This is a genomic window from Mucilaginibacter sp. BGA-UO-ETr-C110, from assembly GCF_059567985.1.
This window is the reverse complement of the sequence record NZ_JCAQPB010000002.1, coordinates 1,230,607-1,255,399: the sequence shown is the minus strand read 5'-3', so window position 1 is coordinate 1,255,399 and position 24,793 is coordinate 1,230,607. Positions and strand designations below refer to the sequence as shown.

The 24,793-nt window shown below is 42.6% G+C and carries 15 protein-coding genes; 11 read left to right on the top strand and 4 right to left on the bottom strand.

Features of this window, described 5'->3' with window-relative positions:
• The first annotated feature begins 3 nt into the window (after positions 1 to 3).
• The 9 genes from AC57BQ_RS06480 to AC57BQ_RS06440 all read left to right on the top strand — a co-directional run bounded on the left by AC57BQ_RS06480 (position 4) and on the right by AC57BQ_RS06440 (position 14,485).
• Positions 4 to 1,455: an MBOAT family O-acyltransferase gene (locus AC57BQ_RS06480; RefSeq protein WP_496405495.1), complete on the top strand. Its 1,452-nt coding sequence runs from the start codon at positions 4 to 6 to the stop codon at positions 1,453 to 1,455.
• A gap of 1 nt (position 1,456) precedes the next feature.
• Positions 1,457 to 2,362 (top strand): hypothetical protein, encoded by a 906-nt coding sequence (locus AC57BQ_RS06475; protein ID WP_496405494.1) that lies wholly within the window; start codon positions 1,457 to 1,459, stop codon positions 2,360 to 2,362.
• Between the two features lie 240 nt (positions 2,363 to 2,602).
• Entirely contained in the window at positions 2,603 to 3,718 is a 1,116-nt protein-coding gene (locus AC57BQ_RS06470) for a FecR family protein (protein WP_496405493.1), read from the top strand.
• A gap of 228 nt (positions 3,719 to 3,946) precedes the next feature.
• Positions 3,947 to 7,222, top strand: a complete 3,276-nt coding sequence (locus tag AC57BQ_RS06465; protein WP_496405492.1) for a SusC/RagA family TonB-linked outer membrane protein — start codon at positions 3,947 to 3,949, stop codon at positions 7,220 to 7,222.
• A 12-nt stretch (positions 7,223 to 7,234) separates the two neighbouring features.
• A complete protein-coding gene (locus AC57BQ_RS06460) occupies positions 7,235 to 8,677 on the top strand; it encodes a RagB/SusD family nutrient uptake outer membrane protein (protein ID WP_496405491.1) in 1,443 nt (480 codons plus the stop codon).
• Between the two features lie 96 nt (positions 8,678 to 8,773).
• Positions 8,774 to 9,952 (top strand): redoxin domain-containing protein, encoded by a 1,179-nt coding sequence (locus tag AC57BQ_RS06455; protein WP_496405490.1) that lies wholly within the window; start codon positions 8,774 to 8,776, stop codon positions 9,950 to 9,952.
• A gap of 20 nt (positions 9,953 to 9,972) precedes the next feature.
• A complete protein-coding gene (locus AC57BQ_RS06450; protein WP_496405489.1) occupies positions 9,973 to 10,491 on the top strand; it encodes a hypothetical protein in 519 nt (172 codons plus the stop codon).
• A 37-nt stretch (positions 10,492 to 10,528) separates the two neighbouring features.
• Positions 10,529 to 11,677 (top strand): redoxin domain-containing protein, encoded by a 1,149-nt coding sequence (locus tag AC57BQ_RS06445; RefSeq protein ID WP_496405488.1) that lies wholly within the window; start codon positions 10,529 to 10,531, stop codon positions 11,675 to 11,677.
• A gap of 12 nt (positions 11,678 to 11,689) precedes the next feature.
• Positions 11,690 to 14,485: a M16 family metallopeptidase gene (locus AC57BQ_RS06440; RefSeq protein ID WP_496405487.1), complete on the top strand. Its 2,796-nt coding sequence runs from the start codon at positions 11,690 to 11,692 to the stop codon at positions 14,483 to 14,485.
• A gap of 392 nt (positions 14,486 to 14,877) precedes the next feature.
• Here AC57BQ_RS06440 and AC57BQ_RS06435 read toward each other — a convergent pair whose 3' ends face one another.
• Complete coding sequence (locus AC57BQ_RS06435) at positions 14,878 to 15,456, bottom strand: RNA polymerase sigma-70 factor (RefSeq protein WP_496405486.1); 579 nt, start codon at positions 15,454 to 15,456, stop codon at positions 14,878 to 14,880.
• A 323-nt stretch (positions 15,457 to 15,779) separates the two neighbouring features.
• Positions 15,780 to 16,601 carry an alpha/beta fold hydrolase gene (locus AC57BQ_RS06430; protein WP_496405485.1) on the bottom strand — a complete coding sequence of 274 codons (822 nt, stop codon included), beginning with the start codon at positions 16,599 to 16,601 and terminating at the stop codon, positions 15,780 to 15,782.
• 385 nt (positions 16,602 to 16,986) lie between these two features.
• Here AC57BQ_RS06430 and AC57BQ_RS06425 point away from each other — a divergent pair, with 385 nt between their 5' ends.
• Both AC57BQ_RS06425 and AC57BQ_RS06420 read left to right on the top strand, forming a co-directional pair.
• Complete coding sequence (locus AC57BQ_RS06425) at positions 16,987 to 18,957, top strand: HRDC domain-containing protein (RefSeq protein ID WP_496405484.1); 1,971 nt, start codon at positions 16,987 to 16,989, stop codon at positions 18,955 to 18,957.
• A 120-nt stretch (positions 18,958 to 19,077) separates the two neighbouring features.
• The gene (locus tag AC57BQ_RS06420; protein ID WP_496405483.1) at positions 19,078 to 20,607 is read left to right on the top strand and encodes a glycoside hydrolase family 32 protein; all 1,530 of its coding nucleotides are present in this window, start codon (positions 19,078 to 19,080) and stop codon (positions 20,605 to 20,607) included.
• A 53-nt stretch (positions 20,608 to 20,660) separates the two neighbouring features.
• On the opposite strand, the gene AC57BQ_RS06415 is transcribed toward AC57BQ_RS06420, so the two are convergent.
• Both AC57BQ_RS06415 and AC57BQ_RS06410 read right to left on the bottom strand, forming a co-directional pair.
• Positions 20,661 to 23,720, bottom strand: a complete 3,060-nt coding sequence (locus tag AC57BQ_RS06415; protein ID WP_496405482.1) for an efflux RND transporter permease subunit — start codon at positions 23,718 to 23,720, stop codon at positions 20,661 to 20,663.
• Positions 23,717 to 24,793, bottom strand: a complete 1,077-nt coding sequence (locus AC57BQ_RS06410) for an efflux RND transporter periplasmic adaptor subunit (protein WP_496405481.1) — start codon at positions 24,791 to 24,793, stop codon at positions 23,717 to 23,719. The genes AC57BQ_RS06415 and AC57BQ_RS06410 overlap by 4 nt, the downstream gene beginning before the upstream one ends.

Genomic DNA, 24,793 nt, shown 5'->3' with positions numbered 1-24,793 from the left:
AGAATGCTGTTTACCTCCATCACATTCGTTATTTTTTTTTGCCTGTTCTTCCTTTTATACTGGTTTGTCTTTAACCGCGGACTTAAATTACAAAACCTCCTGCTCCTGGCGGGCAACTACTTGTTTTATGCCTGGTGGGATTGGCGCTTTTTGTCCTTGCTTATTGGCAGCTCAATCCTCAACTACTTTTTAGGCATAGGCATATATAACAGCAAGCAGGAAAAACGACGTAGTTTTTTGCTATGGGTTGGTTTGCTGCAAGGTTTGGGCACATTGCTTTTCTTTAAATATTTCAACTTTTTTGTAAAATCTATAGCCACTGCATTTATAGCGTTTAATATCAAACTGGATATATATACGCTAAACATCATACTGCCCCTGGGTATCAGCTTTTATACTTTCCGCACATTAAGCTACTTATTGGATATTAAGCATGGTAAAATTAAACCTAGTACAGATTGGGTGGTATTTTTTTGCTATGTATCCTTTTTTCCGTGTGTAATATCAGGACCTATCGATCGGCCTAAAACACTCATCCCACAGTTAGAAAGGCTAAGGACGTTTAATTATGCTCAGGCTACAGACGCATTACGCCAGATACTTTGGGGTTTATTCAAAAAAATTGTGATTGCTGATAATTGCGCGGTATTTACAAATGACATTTTCGAGCACTATAAAACCCTGCCAGCCAGCTCTCTCCTATTTGGTGCCTTTTTGTCTCTTATTCAGGTCTACGCCGATTTTTCGGGTTATTCGGATATCGCTATTGGTTTATCCAACCTCATCGGGTTTAAAATTACCCGTAATTTTGATACGCCCTTTTTTGCCCGGAATATTGCCGACTTCTGGCGCCGCTGGCATATTTCCCTAACCAGTTGGCTTACAGATTATATATTTACACCCCTTACCATCTACTTCCGGGATCTGGGAAAAACAGGGCTTATACTCGCCATATTGATCAATTTTACAGCGATCGGTATCTGGCATGGCGCCAATTGGACTTTTATGCTTTTCGGTTTTTTAAATGGCTGCTATTACATCCCGCTTATATTACGGGGAACCTTAAATAAAAAGAAGAAGATAGCTACGGATCGGCTTCTGCCGGAACTGCCAGCTTTGTTAAATATGGCTGGTACGTTTATCCTGATCATGTTTACCTTCATTCTCTTTCGTGCTGATAACCTGGCCCAGGCTTTTGATTATTACCACAGGCTTTTTTCACATTCGCTGTTTATGGCTCCTGTCATTATCGAAAAAGTGAATACCGCCGCAACATTGGTTTGTATCCTGATCATGTTTGCGGCTGAATGGCTGCAGCGCGACAAACAACATGTCCTGCAAATAGATTTTATAAAAAACTTCCCGGCAAGGGCTATCATATATTATGGCTTAATACTCATCATCCTCACGTTTACCGCCACCCGGAATAGCGATTTTATTTACTTTAAATTTTAACATGAAAGGTACGGTCAAATTCATATTTAAGACGCTGCTGTTTGTGTTACCGGTACTGCTGATCTTCGAGGTGCTTTTTCGCCTGGGTTACTCCCCCATCATTACTAATTCTACCCTTTTTGATCTTAAGATGATCCGTTTGCAAAAGCAACATGTTAAGCATTTAAAAGTGATATCTATTGGTTCATCAGTCAGTTTGTATGAACTTAACTCGAATATCATCATACACAATTTGCGTGTGCCTTATTATAATTTTGCATCATGGGGTTTGCAGATAAGCGATATGCGGGTGCTGCTCAGTTGTTTTGTAAATGATTACCATCCCAGGTACGTTATTATTGGTTCCTCCATCGGTGATTTTATATCACCATCCAATGATACATATCTCAACTATGTAAATACCAATACCTTTATTAGAAATGGGTTTCCGGAGATCTTTTATTTTAAAAATTACAGCTCCATACACCAGATCATTCGCAGGAAACATACCGCCTTTCCCGTTCAGTTTGATAGCTGGGGGGGTGCCTTGCTTACCATTAAAGCTAAAGATATAAGCCGCGATAAATGGAACGAGCATGGTATATTCCCAACCCAATATACCATAGACCAATATCGCGAGTTGGATAGCCTGGGCGCATGGCTCAATGCACAACACATCAAGCTTATTTTTGCCCAGGCCCCTATCAAAGCGTCTTACGCCAATACAGCCGTGTCCCGGCAAATTTTACAAAGACATTTTGATCAATGCCAGTCCATTATTGAAAAACATGGAGGCACATATCTTAACTACTATAACCCTGCTATTTTTACCGACAGCCTGTTTTTTGACCAATACCACCTCCAGGCTGCCGGCGGTGTAGTTTTTACCAAGTTGCTTATTACCGATCTTAAAAAGCTCATCAGGTAAACACATCATAAGGCATTGTTTTCTGTAAAAGGTTTTTAAATATTCCGGACTGCTGCGATGGGCCCTGCCGCTTTTTTGTTAACTTCAATTTAGCTTTTAACGTCAATAAAACAGTCGTTTTTTGCCCGGAGCTCCATACCCGTTAAGCTAATGTTTAAAAAAGTTTAAATTTTTTACATCAGCATACCCCCTCTGGCATTTTAAACCGTAATACCTAATATAAGCAAGTAATAAGCCACCATGACTAACCAGGAAAGCAAGAATCTGCTGAAAAAGTATATCGAAGGAAAATGCGATCAGGAAGAAACCGCCTGGGTTGAAAGCTGGTATCTTAATACAGCTCATGATAGAGCAGTACCGTCACAAGAAGAAATTGAAGCTGCTTATACCTTAGTTAAGGCAAATCTCCCTAAAGACACACGCATTGCAGGCAGAAGGTTTTACCTTTCTATTGCAGCCACTATTCTTTTATGTGTTTCTGCCGTTGCGTATTTTACTTTTCGTCAGCCATCACTAAATTCAGAAAATACGGCTTCAATAGCTAAACAGAATGATCTTCTTCCGGGCAGCAATAAAGCTACACTTACGTTGGGTAACGGCCAACAGATCGTTTTAACAGGTGCTTCGAATGGCAAAATAGCACAGCAAGGTAATGTGGCTGTCAGCAAAACAGCTGATGGACAATTAGTTTATAACGGAAATGATAATGAAACATCGGCTCCATTATACAATACTACAGCTACCCCACGCGGCGGCGAATATCATCTGACACTGGCTGATGGCACCAATGTTTGGTTAAACGCGGCATCATCCATAACCTATCCAACAACGTTTACAGGTCATGACAGAACGGTTCAGGTAACCGGCGAGGTTTACTTTGAAGTTTCACATGATCAGCACAAACCTTTTAGGGTAATTACCCGTGGCCAAACGGTTGAGGTGCTGGGTACCCACTTCAATATCAATGCTTATGATGATGAGCCACTTATAAAAACAACATTATTTGAAGGCGCGGTAAAGGTTAGCAGGGATGCAAAATCAGCTATACTAAAACCAGGAGAACAAGCGGTTGATAATACAAATAGCTCAGCTATCAACGTAACCAACGATTTTAACAGCGAAGAAGTTATTGCCTGGAAAAACGGTAAGTTTTATTTTGACTATACCGATGTAAATACCATTATGCGCCAGATTGCGCGCTGGTATGATGTAGATGTAGTATACCAGGGAAAAATACCCACCAAGCGGCTTTCCGGGTCATTCTCTAAATACACCAATGCATCAAAAGCTTTATCCATATTAGAATACGCAGGTATCAACTTTAAAATTGAAGGAAGGAGGATTATCGTAAAATAATTACCACCTCTTAAATCAAAGCGGTTGCCAGGCTTCCGTCCCCTTTTGTTGGCCCAAAAAAAACCGGAGAGTGGTGACACACTTCCCGGCTAATAGTTTGGGTTAACCATAAATTTAATTTGAACTAAACAAGGTACTTACAAACCCAAACCATACAAAAGTATGCAAAATTTTACTTTAAGTCCTTTCTTAAATTATAAGAAAGGACTTCACAAATTTTTCCTGGTTATGAGACTGACCACTTTAGGAATTCTGTTTTGTATCATGCAGGTAAGCGCCGTCACTTTTGCGCAGCACATAACCTTCAAGGCCAAAAACATATCGTACGAAAAGCTTTTTAAAGCCATTGAACAACAGAGCGGCTATACCTTTGTGTACGACCCTGATGTACTGCGTGCTTTTGCAAATTTCAATATCGAAATTAACGATGCCAACATTACGGAAGTAATGGACAAATCACTGGCTAATAAACCGCTTAATTATAAAGTTATTGACAATACCATAGTTGTACGCCTTAAAGAAGCTACGGCACAACGTAATGAACTTATTTTCATAACAGGTAAGATTACCGGCCAAAACGGCATTCCATTACCGGGCGTTACGGTGAAAGTAAAAGGATCAGCCATTATAGCCGGTTGGGTAACAAATGCCGAAGGCAGGTTCAACGCTTTGGTTAATTCAAAAAATGTGGTTCTGGTATTTTCCTATGTAGGCTACCAAACGCATGAAGTGCGTGTTGAAGATCTTAAATCGCCATTTACTATACAGCTTAAAGAAGACATCGGTACACTGGATGAGATACAGGTGATAGCTTACGGCCAAACAACCAAAAGACTTAACGTGGGCGACCAGACTACTGTTACAGCCAAGGAAATTGAGAAATACCCCGTAGGCAACGTCTTGACTGTATTACAGGGTACCGTTCCTGGTATGGTCATCAGTCAATCTACGGGTCAGGCCGGAAGTACCTATAATGTGGTTATCAGGGGACAAAACGGCTTAACCACAAATTCGGCTCCGCTTTATGTTATAGATGGTATCCCTTATAACGGCGGCAGCTATTCATCTCAAAAATCAAACTATTTAGGATCGAATGGTCAGGCATATGATGCATTAAGTTTAATTAATCCTTTGGATATAGAGAGTATTAACGTTTTAAAGGATGCCGATGCCACGTCCATTTATGGTTCAAGAGGCGCCAATGGCGTTATATTGATCACTACAAAAAAAGGTAAAGCAGGCGATACAAGAATTGATGTGAACGTTTTCAGCGGTATAAGCCAGGCGATTGCCACGCCACAGCTACTAAATACACAGCAATACCTGCAAATGCGCAGAGAGGCCAAGAAAAATGATAACGCGGCTATACTACCTACCGATTATGACATCAACGGCACCTGGGACACTACCCGTTATACCGACTGGCCAAAAATGTTTTTAAAAGGCACGGGCTATAATACCAATGCCCAAGCCAGTATATCCGGGGGCGGTAATAATGTTTCCTATCTGGTCAGCGGCAACTTTAGGCGTTCAACAAATGTTCAACAGTTGATTGGTGGATCAGACCAGACGTCTTCACTGCACTTCAGCCTGAACTCTACCAGCAATAATAACAAATTTAATGTTCAGTTCACCGGTGGATATACGTATGATTTCAATAACATTCCATCGGCCGATTTGACCAGTAGCGCCAACCTTGCACCAGATGCTCCGGCACTTTATAACGCCGACGGATCACTGAACTTTCAAAACAATACATTTGGAAACCCTTTATTGTCAGCCAAAACCCTTGCAAGAACTTCTTTATCAAATTTAACCAGCAGCATGGTTGCCAGTTATTTATTGGCTAAAGGTTTAAAGGCACAGGCAACTGTAGGCTACAACAAACAAGCCCTTTATGAGTTTCTGGCTAATCCGCTGGCCTCTATTCTGCCAACCAGCATAGCCCTGGGAGTCAAGGGCTCGGCCAATTATAGCTGGAGCAATAAAAGCTTCTGGAGCATAGAGCCACAGCTTGAATACAACCGCAGCATAGGCAAAGGCACGCTTGACGTTTTAGTCGGAGGGAGTATACAAAAGCAAATGGTTGATGCTACCCAATTACAGGCCTTAGGTTATAGCAATGACCTGCTGATCAATAACATTGCCGCAGGCAGTAGCGTTGTTGCTTTAGGCCAGGGTTATAACGCCTATAATTACAAATACAGCGCTATTTACGGCCGAGCCAATTATAACTGGGAAGGCAAATATATAGTTGATCTTTCTGGCAGGTATGATGGCTCCAGTAAATTTGGCCAGAGCCGGCAGTTCCATTTCTTTTATGCAACCGGCGCCGGGTGGGTATTCAGTTCCGAAAACTTTATTAAAAATGCCATACCATTCCTCAGTTTTGGTAAGATAAAAGGAAGCTATGGTACTTCAGGTAACGACCAGATAGGAACTTATTTGTATTTGGAAAACTTTTCGGCTGTAACATCAACCAACCCTTATCAGGGTGTACCGGGTATATTACCAACCAATCTGCCTAATCCGTATCTGAGTTGGGAAACTACCACTAAAGCAAATATCGGTATTGAGCTACAGTTTTTAAAAGGAAGGATCGGCTTACAGGGTAATTTCTTCAGAAACCGTACCACTGATGTATTATCATCTGTACCACTATCATCAACCACCGGCTTTACCTCCATAACTCAAAATATTGATGCAAAGGTCCAAAACAAAGGGTTCGATATTACGCTCAGTATCACCAATATTCAATCAGGGAGTTTTGTATGGACAACCTCGTTTATGATCAGCAGGCAGCGTAACAAATTATTGGCCTTCCCGAATGCCACTGGACTCGCTCTGCAAGAAATCAACCAATCTGTTGGTACTTTTCCTGTTAACCGCTATGCCGGTGTCGATCCGCAAACCGGTCTTTACCAGTTTTATGATAAAGACGGCAAAATTGTTTCCGCGCCATCAAGCTCGGGTTCCGATCAAACCAAGCTGATCAACACCGATCCTGGTTACTTTGGTTCCGTTTCAAACTCCATTAGTTTCAAAGGCTTTACACTCAGTTTCCTTTTCCGCGGCATAAAACAAACCGGACGAAGCACTTTCGGACAGATCCTTTCTACCAGTTTTCTGCCGGTGCCGGGAATTCCTAATACCAACTTTCCAACAGCCATTTTAGATCACTGGCAAAAACCAGGTGATGTAGCCAAGTTTGGCAAATTCAGCAGCACCTTTGGTGCAACACTCTTCAATGCGCTAAACGTCAACAGAAATGTAGATGCATACTACAGCGATGCTTCTTACATCAGGTTACAAAACGCATCGCTCAGTTACCAGTTCGATAACGAGATAGCTAAGAAATGCCATCTGCGTAGCCTGAAAGTTTATGCATTAGGTGAAAACCTGGCCACCATCAGTAGTTACAATTTTTCAGATCCCGAAACTCAAAGCTATCTGAAAATGTCGCCGCTACGAACTATAACTTTTGGTATACAAGCATCACTTTAAAAAGAAGGAACCATGAAAATTAGAAAGATATATTCCATAGCATTATATATGAGCGTGCTGGCCATTGTGAGCTTATTGAGCAGCTCCTGCAAAAAGGCCATACAAGTAGGCCCCTCGCTTGTTGCGGCAAATAGCAGCAATGCCTTCTCATCAAACAGTGCCGCACAGTCGGTGGTATCAGGTATATATACAAGAATGTCTGCCGGATCATTTTTCCAGGGCGGTGCCGGTATAAGTTTAACGATGGGTTTGGCAGCTGATGAATTGATAAACATCAGCTCGAATAACTCCTCATTAGGCTCATTCTATTTAAACAGCTATGCTCCCATCACCCCACCTCCTTTCTGGTCGGAGTTTTACAAGGAGCTGTTTTTCTGTAACACAGCCATCAATGGCATTTCCGGCTCTTCGGCCATTACCGATGGGGTTAAAAAACAACTTATCGGTGAAGTAAAGTTTTTACGCGCGTACATTTATTTTTATGCGGTAAACCTGTATGGCACCCCGCCACTAACAACCACCGATGACTATACGGTTAATAATGTACTTCCAAATAGTACCCCCGATGCCATTTACAAGCAGATAATACAGGATTTGACTGACGCACAGGGAGCACTGGCCGATAATGTGTATGTAGATGCTTCTGGCAATACAGTTACAGACAGAGTAAGGCCTAACAAACAAGTAGCAAGCGCCATGCTGGCAAGGATTTATCTATATCTTAAAGATTGGAAAAATGCCGAAACCCAGGCCAGCTCTGTGATCAGCAATGCTAATTACACACTGGTAGGTAACCTGAACCAGGTTTTTTTAAAGGCCAGTAAGGAAACCTTATGGGCATTGCAACCGGTTTCCCAACTTTACTTAAACACTATTGATGCCAACTACCTGATTGTTAATGCAAGCTATGCATTAGCAACCCAGCTACCACTAAATAATAACCTGGTAAACGCTTTTGAAACCGGCGACGCCCGTTTAACAAACTGGGTTGGTACCTTCACAACCACTACCGCGCCGGTAACCACTTATTATTATGCCAATAAGTACAAGGTTGCGTCATTGAGTTCAACCATTGCCGTTACCGAGTATCCGATAGTAATGCGTTTTGCCGAGCAATACCTGATACGGGCAGAAGCGCGCGCTCAGCAGAACAATCTGTCTGGCGCTATTGCCGATATTAATATCATCCGTACAAGAGCAAGCCTGGCCAATACTACAGCAGCCTCACAATCAGATATACTTGATGCCGTTGCACGTGAGCGCCGGGTGGAGTTGTTTAGCGAATGGGGACACCGGTGGTTTGATCTGAAACGCACCAATAAGCTTGATGCGGTTATGAGCGTGGTAACGCCACAAAAAGGCGGTACATGGAGCAGCTTCGAGCAATTGATGCCTATCCCTCCTGATGATATCAGAGCTGACCAAAACCTGAAGCAAAATCCGGGATATAATTAAAATACACCCCTATTATAATAACGCTCCCACAGCAGGGCCCGATACGGTCCTGCTGATCTTATCGATCCCTCTTATTTTTTAATAACAAAACTCATCATGAAAACAAAGATCATCGCTCTGTTTACCACTGGTTTGTGCATAGCTAGTTTACAAAGCATAGCACAAACCCAGCCATTTATGATTAATGGCAAGCTACAAAACGTATTTCCGGCACCTACGAAACTGTATCTGACGGAACTTTTACCCGGAACCTTAAAAAAACACATAGATAGTGTGGAAGTAAAAAATAATGAGTACCAATTTAAAGGGGAGCTCAACGTTGATGAAGCAGTAGCGGTCACTATAAGCACCGCAATTAAAACAGATCCGACCAAAGATCTTACCCTTTATCTGGACAAGGGCGAACTGAATGTAATTTCAGATGGCACACTTAAAAAATTCACGCTGTCTGGCTCTGCTGCCGCGGCTCAAAACCAGGTAATTGAAATAAGCAACGGTGTTTTAAAAGAAAAAGAAGAGCTCAAACGAATAGCAGCAAGCGACGAATACAAAACAAATGAAACGCTGCAGGCAGATGTATTGAAAAGATCACGTGCCCTGGGTACCAAGGGTTTAATTGATACGTATACCTTTGTTAAAAACAACCCGAATAGCCGGATAAGTCCTTTTACTACCTACGCACTATTGTTATCTGGCTATGTTGGCGGAGCAGCTCAGGATACCCTGACGCAACAATTGCCCAACCACGTTAAAACCGATAAATTAGGCCTCGCTATCGCGCATATCCCGGTCATGCGCGACTCGATAATGAAAGCAGCCCTGGCTAAACAGAAAGTAGAAGCAGGCAAGATACCTGTAGGCAGTAAAGCGCCTGAGTTTACAGAAAATGACATCCATGATAAGCCTGTTAGCCTGTCATCATATAAAGGTAAATATGTATTAGTGGATTTTTGGGCAAGCTGGTGCTTACCATGCCGCCAGGAAAACCCGAATGTTTTAAAAGCCTACAATAAGTACAAAGACAAGGGATTTACTGTATTGGGTGTCTCTCTTGATTCGGAATCGGCCAAAGCAAGCTGGCTTAAGGCTATCGCAAGCGATGCGTTGCCGTGGACACAGATATCTGACCTCAAAGGCTGGAAGAACCAGGCAGCACAGTTGTACGGCGTAGGTTCTATTCCGCAAAACTTCCTGATTGACCCCAACGGCGTTGTTATCGCTACCAATCTGCGCGGTGAAGATCTGCATACTAAATTAGCCTCCATCTTTAAATAACATCTATAATGAAAATCATCATGAAACATAAAAGTTTAGCAGCTTTGATATTGATATTTGCGGTTTGTCTTTCCCTGATAAATTACAGCGCCACGGCGCAAACCAAAAAAGCAAATTTTGCAGGTGTATGGCATTTAAACGAAAATAAAAGCGATTTTGGTCGCCTAACTGCTGCCAGTGCTAAAAAAGTTCAGGTACTCACCATTGATCAAACACCTGATGAGATCGATATCAAGAGCGGTGATTCAACCGAAAGTACCAAGGCCATCATCAGGCTTGACGGAAAACCTTCACAATTAAGCAATAACACGGTTATCAATGAGATCCCTACTATTTCCAAAAGCGAGTTATCCATTCAATGGATCAATGACCACACAGCTATTGTAACTTTGGATAACCCCAAAGGTATGATGCCGCCAAGCGTTAAAACTTATACCATCTCGCCAGATCTGCAAACCTTTACCATTGATTATAAACTCAAATTCGGCGAATCGGAGTTAACCGGTAAACTGGTTTATGATAAACAAAAAGGTAATTAACGCTACTCATTGATTGCATAATAATCAGAAAACTATCATGAAAAAATTATTGGGGGTGCTGCTTATGGCAGCTCCTTTTATGGGCCTGGCCCAAAACAAAACAAACTTTGAGATCAGGGGAAAGCTGGATAGTATTGACGTGCCGATGGTGTATGTTGTGCATATGCAGGGCTTCAAGCAAATTATTGACAGCGCCAAAGTAACCAACCATACCTACAGACTGAAAGGATACTTAGAAGTAAGTCAGCAAACCGTGCTGATGACCTACAACATGAGAACGGTAAAGCAAATACAACCGGATGGCATAGCGTTGTTGTTTCTATCGCCGGGTACATCAACAGTAACGCATACCAAAAAATTTCATGATATCAACATAAGCGGCTCTGCGGGATATAACGATTATAAAACATTAACCACAACAGCCAAACCGTACGAAGACAAAAATCAGGCACTTAAAACTAAGGCTTACCAGTTACTGAAACAAAAAGACACCGTTGCTGCCAATGATGCATACGCCAAACAATATGCGTTTGAGCAGGATTTTATGGATAAAGTATACGGAGGTTTTATCAAACAACATGCTAAATCTCCGGTTGCATTTTTTGCGCTTCAGAAATTGGCAGGAACCGGGCATAGTATTGATGGCCAAAAGTTGAAACCTTACTTTGATATGTTGCCCCCCGATATTAAGGAAAGTGAAGATGGGCAGCAGTTTAACAAAAGAATAACGGATGCCATTACCTTTAATACCAAGGGAGCAATCGGCAGCCAGGCTACGGACTTCACCTTGCTGGATACTGCCGGGCATACCGTAAAACTGTCGGACTTTAAAGGCAAATATGTATTGCTTGATCTTTGGGCCAGTTGGTGCAGCCCCTGTCGTGCCGATAACCCGCATTTGGTTACAGCATACAAAGAGTATCACCAAAAAGGATTTGAGATATTGAGTGTTTCGTTGGATACCCGACCACGCGAGAAAGCCTGGCATAACGCCATTAGCCATGATCACTTAACAGCATGGGCACACGTCGCAGATCTTGATCATGAAATCAACAGCGTGGTAGCCTTATATGGCGTAAGCGGTATTCCGCAAAACTTCCTGATAGCTCCCGATGGCAAGATCGTCGCCCGTAGTCTGCGCGATGGAGATCTGGAAAAGCAACTTAACAAAATATTAAATCATTAAACTCCCCTTCCCATGGATATTAAAAAACTGATACTAACCACTGCAATCGGTTTTACCGGATACGCTGCCTTAGCACAATCCATCCCCTTAGATCCGGCTGTGCGCACCGGTAAACTGGCCAATGGCTTTACTTATTATATTCGTCATAATAATGAACCCGGGAAACGTGTAGAATTATACTTGGTTAATAAAGTAGGCTCGGTACTTGAAGATGATGACCAGCAGGGCCTGGCCCACTTTATGGAGCACATGAACTTTAATGGCACCAAAAACTTTCCGAAGAATGATCTGGTTGATTACCTGCAAAAAGCAGGTGTTCGTTTTGGCGCCGACCTGAACGCCTATACCAGTTTTGACGAAACTGTTTACCAGTTGCCCATCCCAACTGATAACCCTGCTATGTTTGGTAACGGCATTCGGATTATGCGCGACTGGGCGCAGGAAGCCACTTTAGACCCCACCGAAATTGAAAAGGAACGTGGTGTGGTATTAGAAGAAGAAAGGCTTGGCAAAGGTGCTAAAGACCGTATGTCAAGACAATACCTGCCTATGCTGCTGAACCATGCCCGCTATGCCGACAGACTGCCCATAGGTACTGACGCGGTGCTAACCAGATTTAAACCTGAAGTAATTAAACGGTTTCATCATGACTGGTATCGCCCGGATCTGCAGGCGCTGATCATTGTGGGTGATGTGGAAGTGAATGAAGCCGAAAAGCTGGTTAAAGAAAGGTTTGCCGATCTCAAAAACCCTCAAAACGAAAAGGTACGCACGCAATATAATGTTCCGCTCACTGGCAAAAGTCAGTTCATGATCGTCACAGACAAAGAAGAAACATCAACCAGTCTGGAGATCATGATGAAACATCAGGCCCCTGAGTTAAAAACCGAGCAGGATTATATCACCTCCATCAAACAAAACCTGTTTAATCAGTTGCTGGGCAATCGCAGACTAGCTGAGTTAAGCCGCGAAAGCAATCCCGCCTTTACCGGCATGAGCGCTGGCATTGGCGGGGTATTAAAAAATGTGGACATGCTGAGTTTTAGCGTATCAGCTAAAGAAGGCAGGTTGGAGCAAAGCTTTGCACAAACCTGGCGGGTTATGGAGCGAATTAAACGTTACGGCTTTACACCAACCGAGTTTGACCGCATTAAGCAAAGCTATTTACGTGGCCTCCAAAACAGTGTGAATGAACAGGGTAAAACCCCTTCAACCAGCTATGTAAAGGAGTATCAGCGCTTATTTTTAAATAATGAGGCATCGCCGGGTATTGCCTGGGAATATCAGTTTACCAAAGACCATATCAATGCTATTACCCTGGCTGATATCAATACCCTGATGAACGAGTATTTAGCATCAAAAGATGTGGATGTGCTGATATCTGCTCCTGAAAAAGACAGGGCCTCCCTACCCGATTCGGCAAAGGTACAAAGCTGGATAACCCAAATAAGCAAGGAAGATATTCAGCCCTTTAAAGAAGATGAGATAACCAAGCCATTGCTTTCTGTAAAACCAAAAGCTGGTAAAGTGGTCAGTAAACAGGAGATCGCGCAGCTTAATATCACTAAACTTACCCTCAGCAACGCCGTAAAAGTGATTTTGAAACCAACCGATTTTAAAAATGACCAGATCATCTACGGCGCGTTTGCGCCGGGCGGCACATCGTTATATGAGCATACCGATTACGATGTCGCTGCAAATGCCGGCGGCATCATGAACCGGATGGGTTTGGGTGATTTCAGCATGGTGCAACTTAACAACCTGTTTACAGGCAAGGTAGCCTCATCGTCGGCTAATATTATAGGTTGTTCATCAACCATCAGAGCCGGCGCAGCACCACAGGATCTGGAAGCAGCTCTGCAATTGACCTACTTGCAGTTTACCGCACCACGGAAGGATACGCTGATGTTTAAAAACACCATCAACAACGCCATTGCCGGTTTAACCAATCGTTATGCCAGTCCGGCTAGTGTATTTGCAGATACCGTTAGCTATGTATTGGGTAACTACAATTATCGCTCGGCTGCTCCAACTGCAGACCGCATTGGCAAAATCACCCTGCAACGTGCCTATGATATTTATAAAGAACGTTTTGCGGATGCCTCCGGATTTACATTTGTTTTTGTCGGCAACTTTAAGCCCGAAACTATCACCCCACTGCTGGAGCAATATTTAGGCTCATTACCTGCTACCCATCTGCATATAAAACCCCGTGATCTGGGTATTCATATCCCTTCAGGATATATGGTAAAAAAGGTATACAAAGGCACCGAGAATAAGGCAACTGTACAACTGGTATTCAGCGGTGATTATATGTATAGTCCGCTGGCCAACCTGCAATTGAAGGCGCTGGGTGATGTATTGCAGATCAAAGTATTGCAGCAACTACGTGAAGCTGAAGGCGAGGTATACAGCCCACAGGTACAAACCAGCTATAACAAATATCCGCATAATCGCTTTGCCCTTACTGTAGCCTTTGGCTGCGCACCGCAAAATGCAGACCACCTGGTAAACATGGTTCAGCAGGAAATGAATACCCTAAAGGAGAAAGGCCCCGATGCAGACGATGTACAAAAATTTAAAGCCCAGTATGAAAAAAATGTAGAGCTGGCTTTAAAGGACAATGGTTTCTGGATGAACTACCTGCTCAACCAATATGAAAATAACGAGGATGTGCTGCAGGCGTTGGATACAGATAAACTCCTGCAAAAGATAGATGCAGCATCATTAAAGCAAGCCGCACAGGTATTTCTGTCGGGTACTAACATGATCACCTTTCAACTGCTGCCTGAAAAAGCCGCGGAATAAAAGACACTTTTTTGTCCCTTCTATTTTAACCGGAGGCTGTATCATAAATCATGATCAGCCTCCTTTTTTTGATTTATTCAGCTACTTAAACGATGTATAGCCTTGGGTTAGCTCCATTAACAATTGGGTTTACATGGTTTACATAATTTACGGTCAACATTGAATTATATATTTAACAATCAATTAGTTATGAGTTTTTTCTCAAAAAACATGTAAACCCAATTTGTATAAATATTATCGGCTAAATTTCAATTCATAGGTAACACAACACCAGGGATGTCTGTTTTCAAACAGACAATTCTCAAAGATGGGCAATTTGATTTATGATACAGCCTCTTTTATTTACAGGTAGTCAGGCTCGCCAGAAAATTTGTTCTTTTTTCCGTTATCAATCAACGACCTATGAGCATCACTATAAACATCACCAAACCAAGGCGCGTACGCAGAATTTTAAGCGCATGCTTTACCTGGGTCTTAACTGTAAGCTCAGACAGATCAAGCTGCCGGGCTATTTGTTTATGACTGAGATTGGCCCTGCGGCTTAAAATAAATATCTCTCTCATGCGTGGAGGTAAGGCATCGATTTCCCGTTCAATGATGGATGCCAGCTGCTTTTCACGAATAGCATGATCCGTAATGCAAGTGCCGGTTTCATGAAATGCCTTAAAGGAATTAATATGTTTAGAGTTTACTTCCTGATGCGTAAACCAGTCGATAACTTTGTTGCGCATGGCCGCGTAAAGGTACCCGGCGATACTTTTCTCCGGGTCAAGATATTCCCGTCGGTTCCAGAGATTAATAAATGTTTCCTGAACGATGTCCTGTGCGTCTTCTTTGTTGGCCGTCCGTTTACAAGCATCAATAAACATTAAGCCGAAATAACGTTTGTAAATTTCATTATAAGCCTCATGACTACCCGATTTCAACAATTCGGACAGAGAATGATCAGGAAAAGCACTTATATCATCCATGGCATAATCAACAATGCTAAAAATAGCTAAATATTTTGTTAAACCATTGTTAATTATCAGCAAATGATGGCTTTCGACATTTTTTTCAAATAGGGTTATTTATTCGGCGTTGCCAAACGCATAAAAATGGAACGATAAGCCATTTAATAGCTCATTTAATGCCAAAGTCACCTTTTAAATTGTAAACCCAGTATGTCATTCTCCTAATGATGGCCAGGAAACGGTATTACTTACACAAAGAAGGCCGTCAATCCAATTGATGACAGCCTTTTTTCTTTTGTTGTTATTCCCGGTCTTCTTGGGTAATTAAACGATGGATCTTTTTAGGATTGAATAAAGGCCAAAAGGTCCTTATTAATGGTCGCGGCTTCTGTAGCAGGCATGCCATGCGGGAAACCCGGATAAGAAATCAATTTTCCATTTTTTAATAAATGTATAGCCTTTGCCCCGGATATAGGAAATGGAACGATTTGGTCATCTTCGCCATGTAAAACCAGTACAGGAATATCCACACTTTTAAGATCTTCTGTAAAGTCTGTTTCCGAAAAAGCTTTAATACCGTCATGGTGTGCTTTGACGCTGCCCATCATGCCCTGGCGCCACCAATTGTCCCGAATACCCTGAGATATTTTTGCGCCTTCACGGTTATAGCCATAAAACGGGATCGTAAAATCTTCAAAGTATTGCGCCCGGTTAAATGCTGTACCCTCACGTATTTCATCAAATATAGCCATAGGAACACCATCCGGATTGTTTTCAGTTTGAACCATCAATGGTGTAACCGCGCTGATGAGCACCACTTTGGCTACACGGCCTTTTCCCAAATTAGCCGCATAATGGATGGCCTCGCCACCGCCTGTCGAGTGACCAATATGTATGGCATCTTTCAAATCGAGAGCCTCAGTTAGCGCTGCTACGTCAGACGCGTAGGTATCCATATCATGACCGCCGGAAACCTGGCTTGACCTACCGTGTCCCCGGCGATCATGGGCAATCACCCGATATCCCTTTTCCAGGAAGAACATCATCTGCGCATCCCAGTCATCACCAGATAGTGGCCAGCCATGATGAAAAACCAGAGGTTGTCCCGTTCCCCAGTCTTTGTAATAAATTTCGGTTCCGTCTTTTACTGTGATAGTGCTCATTGTTTTTTTAATTTAAAGGTGATGAATTTTGAATAGTTTGTTTGTGTTGCTGATACAAATCTGTTGCTTTTTTCTGCAACCCAACTTGATCTAGATTAAGAAATGAATACTACATAAAAAGCCCTGGACAACCCTCCCACCTGGTATGGAGGAAAGTGGACCATGGGTAATATAACCTTTGAATATTAACAAAACTTTATCTTGAAATATTAAAAGTTTCTGATCCTGTTTATATGTACACACCATACACAGCTAAGGTACTGGGGTTCAAAAGGCTGATGCAATCAGCGGCATCTGCAGTTTCCACTGAAGGTATTTTCATAAGAGAAGGAATTTCCATTGATCATGTTAACTTTGTAAACGAATGACTGAATTGAATCCCGCGATGCAACTGGCCTCCGATTACCTGGAATCGACCCATACAGTTGTTTTCCTGACTGGGAAAGCGGGCACCGGCAAAACCACTTTCCTGCAAAACCTGAGGCAGGTTTCTAAAAAAAAACTGGCGGTGGCAGCGCCGACTGGTGTGGCGGCGATCAACGCGGGCGGAATGACCATCCATTCGCTGTTCCAGCTACCATTCGGACCGCTTTTACCGGGTGGTGATGCACGGCCGGATATCCATTATAGCCCTGAAAAAAAAGAATTACTGAGCAACTTAGAACTGCTGATCATTGATGAGATCAGTATGGTACGGCCGGACGTACTGGACCAGATTGACCTGATCTTGCGTAATATCAAGGCCTCCAGCCATCCTTTCGGCGGGGTACAGCTCTTATTGATCGGCGACCTTTCCCAATTGAGCCCCATCATCCGGGACGAGGAATGGGGCTTATTGAGCCGTTATTATACTACACCTTATTTCTTCAGCGCAGTGGTTATGCAAAAGGCACCTTATGTCCGGATTGAACTGGACCATGTGTACCGCCAAAAGGAACAAGCCTTTGTCGATATCCTGAATGAAGTACGGAACCAGCAGATCAGCACGGAAAGCTTAGCCTTATTGAATGCGCGCTATGTACCGGATTTCCGGCCCACCACTGTTGATCCTTACATTACGCTCACCACACACAACAGTATAGCCCAGCAGGTTAATGCAGAATTCCTCGAAGCTTTGGAGGGACAGGTATTTGAATTTGCAGCCACAGTCAGGGGAGATTTTCCCAGGGACGCTTACCCGACGGAAATAAATTTAAAATTGAAGATCGGCGCGCAAGTGATGTTTGTTAAAAATGACGGATCCGCGGAAAAACTGTATTATAATGGCAAGATCGGCTCGGTTAGTCGCATCGAGGGTCATACGGTTTTTGTTCAATGCGGCCGGGAAGGCAGAGAACTTGAAGTTGAAGCCGCAGAATGGACGAATGTCAGATACCAGCTGGATGGCGAGGCGATTAATGAAAGCAATGCGGGTAGTTTCGCACAGATCCCATTGAAACTAGCCTGGGCGATCACTATCCACAAAAGCCAGGGTCTGACCTTTGATAAAGCGATCATCGATGTCAGCGAGGCCTTTGCCCCCGGACAAGCCTATGTGGCGCTAAGCCGTTGCCGTACATTATCAGGCATGATCTTGCGTAACCGCATCGGAGCACATCATATTATCGGCGACCCTGCGGTTATTCGTTTTAACGAACAAGCCGTTTTGGTCAAACCAGATGTACATACATTACAGCGAGATCAGGCTTTATATGAGCAATATTTGCTCGGTGAACTGTTTAATTTCGTGCCTTTGCAAACCAGGCTCAAAGGCTTCGACATGCTGTTGCCCAATCTGGAAAAAGAGATCATCGACGTTGCGCTCAAGTTCACTAAGCAGCTCAAAACCGAACGCAGTCTGCAAGCAGCCGCTTATTTTCTCGAAAAACTAAAAGCCGCTACTGAAAGCCTGCACCAACAATTGCCCGGCATGATCGGGTCATCAAAAGAATTAGCTAAAAAAGCAGACCAATTGATCATTTGGCTGATGAACCGTATCCGGCTGATGGAACATTTCGCGCGGGTGCCCTTTACCTCGGCCGCGTATCTGGGAATGATCAAAGATAAGGTTAAAACATATGACCGATCCTATCTGAAGGCGTTAAATGCCCCTCAAAATGAAAAACTGTATGAACAAATATTGAAATGGCGGGAGGAGGCGGCAGGTAAAGAAAATGTCATGCCGAGTATGGTGCTTTCTGATAAGACCGCGGTTGCCATAGCGGAAAAATTGCCGGCTACGCTCAAAGCGCTGGGAGCGATCAAAGGGTTCGGGGCGCATAAGGCTACGCAATATGGGCCGGAGCTGATCGGTTTGATCCGCAGTTATCAGCAGGAATTACAGGGGCCAGGGACCGAACAGGTTACGCTGTTTTAAGCCCGACGTTACTTGTTCAACATTGCAGGTAGCTTTTGGAGCTTGCTACTTGATCACAATTGGAATATATGTCACTACGAACAGCAATTATCTGAAAACAAATAATTAAACATCAAAACCATGACTAAGGTTAAATTAACACTCGTACTTCTTCTGGCGATATCATCAAGGTTATTTGCACAACAGGAAGCGGAGACCCCACAATGGCGACCCACCTATCATTTTACACCACCCACAAACTGGACCAATGACCCTAATGGTCTGATATACCATAACGGTGAATTTAATCTATATTATCAACATAACCCCTTTGAAAACAAATGGGGAAACATGAGCTGGGGCCACGCAACCAGCAAAGATCTGGTACATTGGCAACATTTACCGGTAGCCATACCTGAGATTTTGAACAAGGATACTACTACCTGGATCTATTCAGGATCAGCTGTACTTGACAAAGATAACACCAGCGGCTTTGGCATAAACGGCAAAGCTCCAATTGTTACCATCTTTACTGCCGATCAGCCCAAACAGAAAAAAGAATCACAGTTTATTGCGTACAGCAATGATAATGGCCTATCCTATAAATTGTATGCAAGCAATCCGGTTATTGACCTGCAGATGCGTGATTTCCGCGATCCTAATGTGTTTTGGTATGAGCCTACCAAACAATGGATCATGACAGTTGCAATGGTTGACGAGCACATGGTACGCATTTATGGTTCAAAAAATTTGAGGGAATGGACAAAGCTAAGCGATTTTGGCCCCGCAGGTTATACAAAAAATGGCTGGGAATGTCCATCGCTTCTGCCGCTGAGGGTTGACGGAGATCCAACTCACATCAAATGGGTGTTATTTGTATCATCAGGAGGCGATCATGGCCCGCTAATGCAATATTATATAGGTGATTTTGATGGTGTTACCTTTAAAAACAGCAATCCTGCAGATAAAGTGCTGACTGTTGATTATGGCGATGCTTTTTATGCTGCCATAGCCTGGCGCGACGCTCCTGGATACAAAAAAATATTATTAGGCTGGCTCCAGAATGGCCATAAAGAAACCTATCCCTGGAAAGGCCAGATGTCTATCCCTCATGATCTTTCTTTAAAAACTACTGATGAAGGTTTGCAATTGATACAGTCCCCCTCAACCATTATAAGTTACTCACTTTCAAAACTATCAAAAGGCAAAAAGCTTATAAAAGAAAATATTGCTCTTAATGGTCATATGGATCTATCTGGCAATAGCAGTTTTACCAATAATGCTAACTGGATAGATGCAGAATTTAGCCTGGGCGAAGCCAAAAAAGTCGGAGTGATTGTAGCCGAAAAAAAGCGTACAGAGCAAAAAGTTATAGTTGGTTATGACGCCATTAAAAAGGAATTATATATAGATTGTACAGGCTCTGAAAGCGGAAATAAAGATGCCCAGAACCTGATCCAAACAGCTCCAATGAAATCTGTAAATGGCATTGTTCGGATCCAGGTATTGATCGATAAATCATCACTGGAAGTTTTCGGCAACGGAGGAGAAAAAGTAATATCGACTATGATTTATCCTGATAAGGATGCTACCGGACTATCCTTATTTTCCGACAGTAAGACAACGGTTAGATCTTTAAAAATATGGGATTTGAATAACGCTAATAAATAATTGGATTATAAGGATACGACAACAATGACTGCCGTATCCTTATAATCTCAGACTTATTTATCTTCTTTACCTCCTTCTATCGCAGGTGGAATCAATTCATATACAATTGGCGTTACAATCCGGGATAACAACGTAGAACTTATTAATCCTCCAATAAGTACAATAGCCAATGGGGATATTAAAGGGTTAGTAGATGTTGCTATCGGAATCAATCCGCCTATTGCGGTAAGGGATGTCAATACAATCGGTAAAAACCGTACCTCGCCAGCTTCACGTATAGCATCCTGAAGGCCTTTACCCTGCTGTCTTAACTGGTTGGTAAAATCTACCAGCAGGATGGTATTTTTTACTTCGATCCCTGCCAGTGCGATTAGCCCGATGATGGCTACAAATGATAAAGAATTACCTGTAACCCAAAGTGCGACTGCCGCTCCTACCACACCTAATGGTATTACCGAAAGGATGATCAATGTACTTTTAAATGTTTTAAATAACAGAACCAAGACTGCAATAAATACAAATACCGTAACCAGGATAATGCTCATAAAACCACCAAAAGAATTGTTTTTTGATTCTACCTCACCACCCATCTCATAGCTGTAACCAGGCGGGAGTTTTAACTTATCCATTTTTTGAGTTACATCATCAATTACACGGCTAACCAAAAAGCTTTTCTGCACGTTAGCTTGTACAGATACAACCCGCTTTTTTTCCTGGTGATTTATAACGGCCGGAGAAGCCTCCAATTGTAGATCTGCAACTTGTTTTAAGGGTAAAGCGTTACCCTGTGCATTATTTACATATAAATTCTTGAAGGCATCAATACTTGGGCGCCCTTCTTTTATCCGGGTGAGTAAAACGGTATAACCGTATTTATTATCATTATTGTAATAAGTCCCCATATCCAAACCGGTAACTGCTAATCTTGCAATTTGATCTATTGCTAAAGAGGTAACGCCCAGTTGTTGCGCTTTTTCTTTATTTACCGCTATGCGGATATCGCTCTTTAATAAACTTACCGGATTGTTTATATACATGGTTCCGGCAGTTTGGTGTAGCAATTTCTCAACCTTTAATGAGTAGGCCCGTAAAGTATCCAAATTATCCCCAAACAGACGTACTTCAATTGGTGCAACTACAGGAGGGCCTTGCTCAAAATTCTTTACTTCAACTTTGGCGCCCAGGTAATGTGCCCAACGATGCTGTAAGCGCTGTATTAAGGCTAATTTCTGATCGGGTTTGGTCTCATTGTCAAGCTGTACAAAAAGCTGGGCAAAATCACTGCGATTATTTTCTGAATTTACATTATAATAAATACGTGGATTACCATGCCCAACATTAGTTGCATAATATTGAATAAGCGGCTCTTTTTTTAACTGCTTTTCAATTTCCCTTGAAACACTGTCTGTATAAGGCAGGCTGGACTGATTAGGTGTAGTAATGTTTATTAGAAACTGTGGCTTTTCTGATGACGGGAACAAGCTAAACCCAATCACTCCAAACAGATAGATGGCAGATACAAACAATACAACCGCTATACTAATGGTTAAAAATGGTCTCTGAAGTGCTTTATCCAATAAGCGGGCATAGCTGCCATGGATCAATCTCTTCAAAGCACGCATCAGGAAATTTCCTTCGGGATTGCCGGTATGATTTTTCAACAAACGACTCGATAAAAACGGAATAATAGTTAATGATACCAGCATAGATGCCAACACACAAAAAATAACCGCCAATGGTAAACACCGGATAAAATCGCCTGAGCCTTCAGGCAAAAACACCAGCGGCATAAAGGCAATGATCAGGATAACGGTACACCCTACCACAGCTTTTCCGATCTGCCCGGTTGCTTTTAAAGTCGCTTCCAAACGGCTATGCCCTTCCAGCATCCAACGCTCTATATTTTCAACCACAACAATGCTATCGTCTACCAGAAGTCCCAGTGCAACTACCAGGCCTACAATGCTCAACTGGTTTAAATTAAACCCAAACAATTGTAGTAATACGATACCAATGGCCAGTGAAAGCGGGATGGAGATCATGACAATAACAGCCGGACGTAACCCTAAGGGCAGCAAAGTAACCGCAACCAATAAAATAGCGATAATAAAGTCGTGACTTAAACCCGTTAAGCGCCTGCTCACATTATCAGCCTGATCAAAATTTTGTACCAGGTCAATATTAGCGGGTAATAGCTTTTTGAAACTGGCGAGTACCTTGCTGTAGTCTGCCTGTGTTTTATTGATATTTTCCCCATCTTTTTGGGCTGCAGCTACAAATACACAACGATGTCCGTTCAAGCGGGCTATATGTTTTTCTTCGCCATATCCATAATATACATGAGCAATATCTTTTAGTAAAATATTTTTTCCATTGGCGGCATAAACAATTGTGCTGTTTACCGCATCAAGCGTACGATAATCATTACTCTTGATATTAAAGGTAAGATGGGCAGCATCAATACTCCCCCCGGGAATACTAGCCATCTCACTGTGTAGACTATTAACTACTGCACTTACAGGCAGGTGCATTTGCGCCATTTTTTCGAGATCAAGCTCTATGCGAACCTGTTGGCCAGGTAAGCCAAAGATCGCTACCTGCTTCAAAGATGATACCTTCTCCAACTCATCCTGCAATTTCTCGGCAAAGTGTTGCAATAAGCTCCGGGGCGCATTTTCTGATACCAGGGCCACCTGTAATACATTTACATCGGTTGGCTGTTGTTTCTGGATCTCAATATTAGTAACATCAGCAGGAAGCTCACTTCGCTTATTATTTACCTCACGTACTATTTCCTGGTATTTGGAGTCGATGTTGCTGCTATATTTATATTCAACCCTTAACACGGCAACCCCATTGGAGATATTGGTACGGATGCGTTTAATATCATCTAAGCTTCCTATTGTTTTTTCTAAAGGTGTTACTACCCTATCCTCAATATCACGCGGACTTGTTCCTGGATAATTAACAATAACCAGAAAAGCAGGTGGATGCATCTCCGGATCTTCCGAACGCGGCATATTCAACATGGTGGTTATCCCCAGGGCAATAATCATTATAAAGATCACCAACGTAAACTGGCTGTTCTTTACAGCATATTCCGATATTTTCATTTGCTTGCTGTTTTAGGTGATTGAACAACTATAGCACTGTTATCGGTAAGGTAGGCTGAGCCTGAGATGATCAGGGCTTTGGCATTTTCCAACCCGGCACTAATGGTAACTGTATTTTTATTGATCCCGGCAACGGTTACTTTTACCTTACGGGCGGTTTTATTATCATCTGTTACAAATACATAACCACTGGCGCCATCGCCATCTAACAGGGCCTCATACGGAATTTGCCATTCATCACCTCCTACGGTTGTATATGTTGGTGTAATGATAGCCTTACCAAACATTCCAGCAGCAATTGCTTTTGGCTTTTTACCAGTGAGTGTAATGTCAGCACTAAAAGTACCGGTAACAGCATCTACCCCCTCTGATTTACGGCTTATTACTCCCTGAAGCATTTGCCCGGGCAGTGCTGTGGTTTGAATTTGGGCATGATCGTTTAATTGTAGCTTTGCCCATTCCCCATCGCTGATACCTACCCGTAAAATCCATTTGTTGGTTTCTGCCCCATTAGTTTGTAATACCGGGGTACCAGCAGTTACCAATTGCCCGGCATTAGCCAGCTTACGCAATATATATCCGTCTTTGGGTGCATGTATTTCTGAATACTGGCGATTATATTTCGCCATGTTCCATTGCTGTTGTGTCTGTTGTAACGCGGTTTTACCATTCTGCAATTGTTCCAGCGTAGCTACACTATCTTTATATAAATTTTGAATACGCTGATAATCACGCTGCGCTTTTTCTACAGAAAGGCTTGCCTGTTGTACCTGGGCATCAATTTCTGTAAGGTTAAGGGTAGCCAACAGCTGACCTTTTTTTACAGCGTCGCCCTCTTTTACATTAAGACTGTTAATGATCCCGCCTGTTTTAAAGGATAACATTACTTCATCATCGGTAGTAAATTGTCCGGATACAGCCATAGCAGCATTGCTATTTTGTTGTTTTAACAATATGGTTTGTACAGGAATGGTATCAGCACCACCATTTTGACTGACCTTAGTTGGGTGTGATTTGCAAGCATACATCAATGGTATGCATAGTAATAAACTGGTGTATTTAAAGGTTTTCAT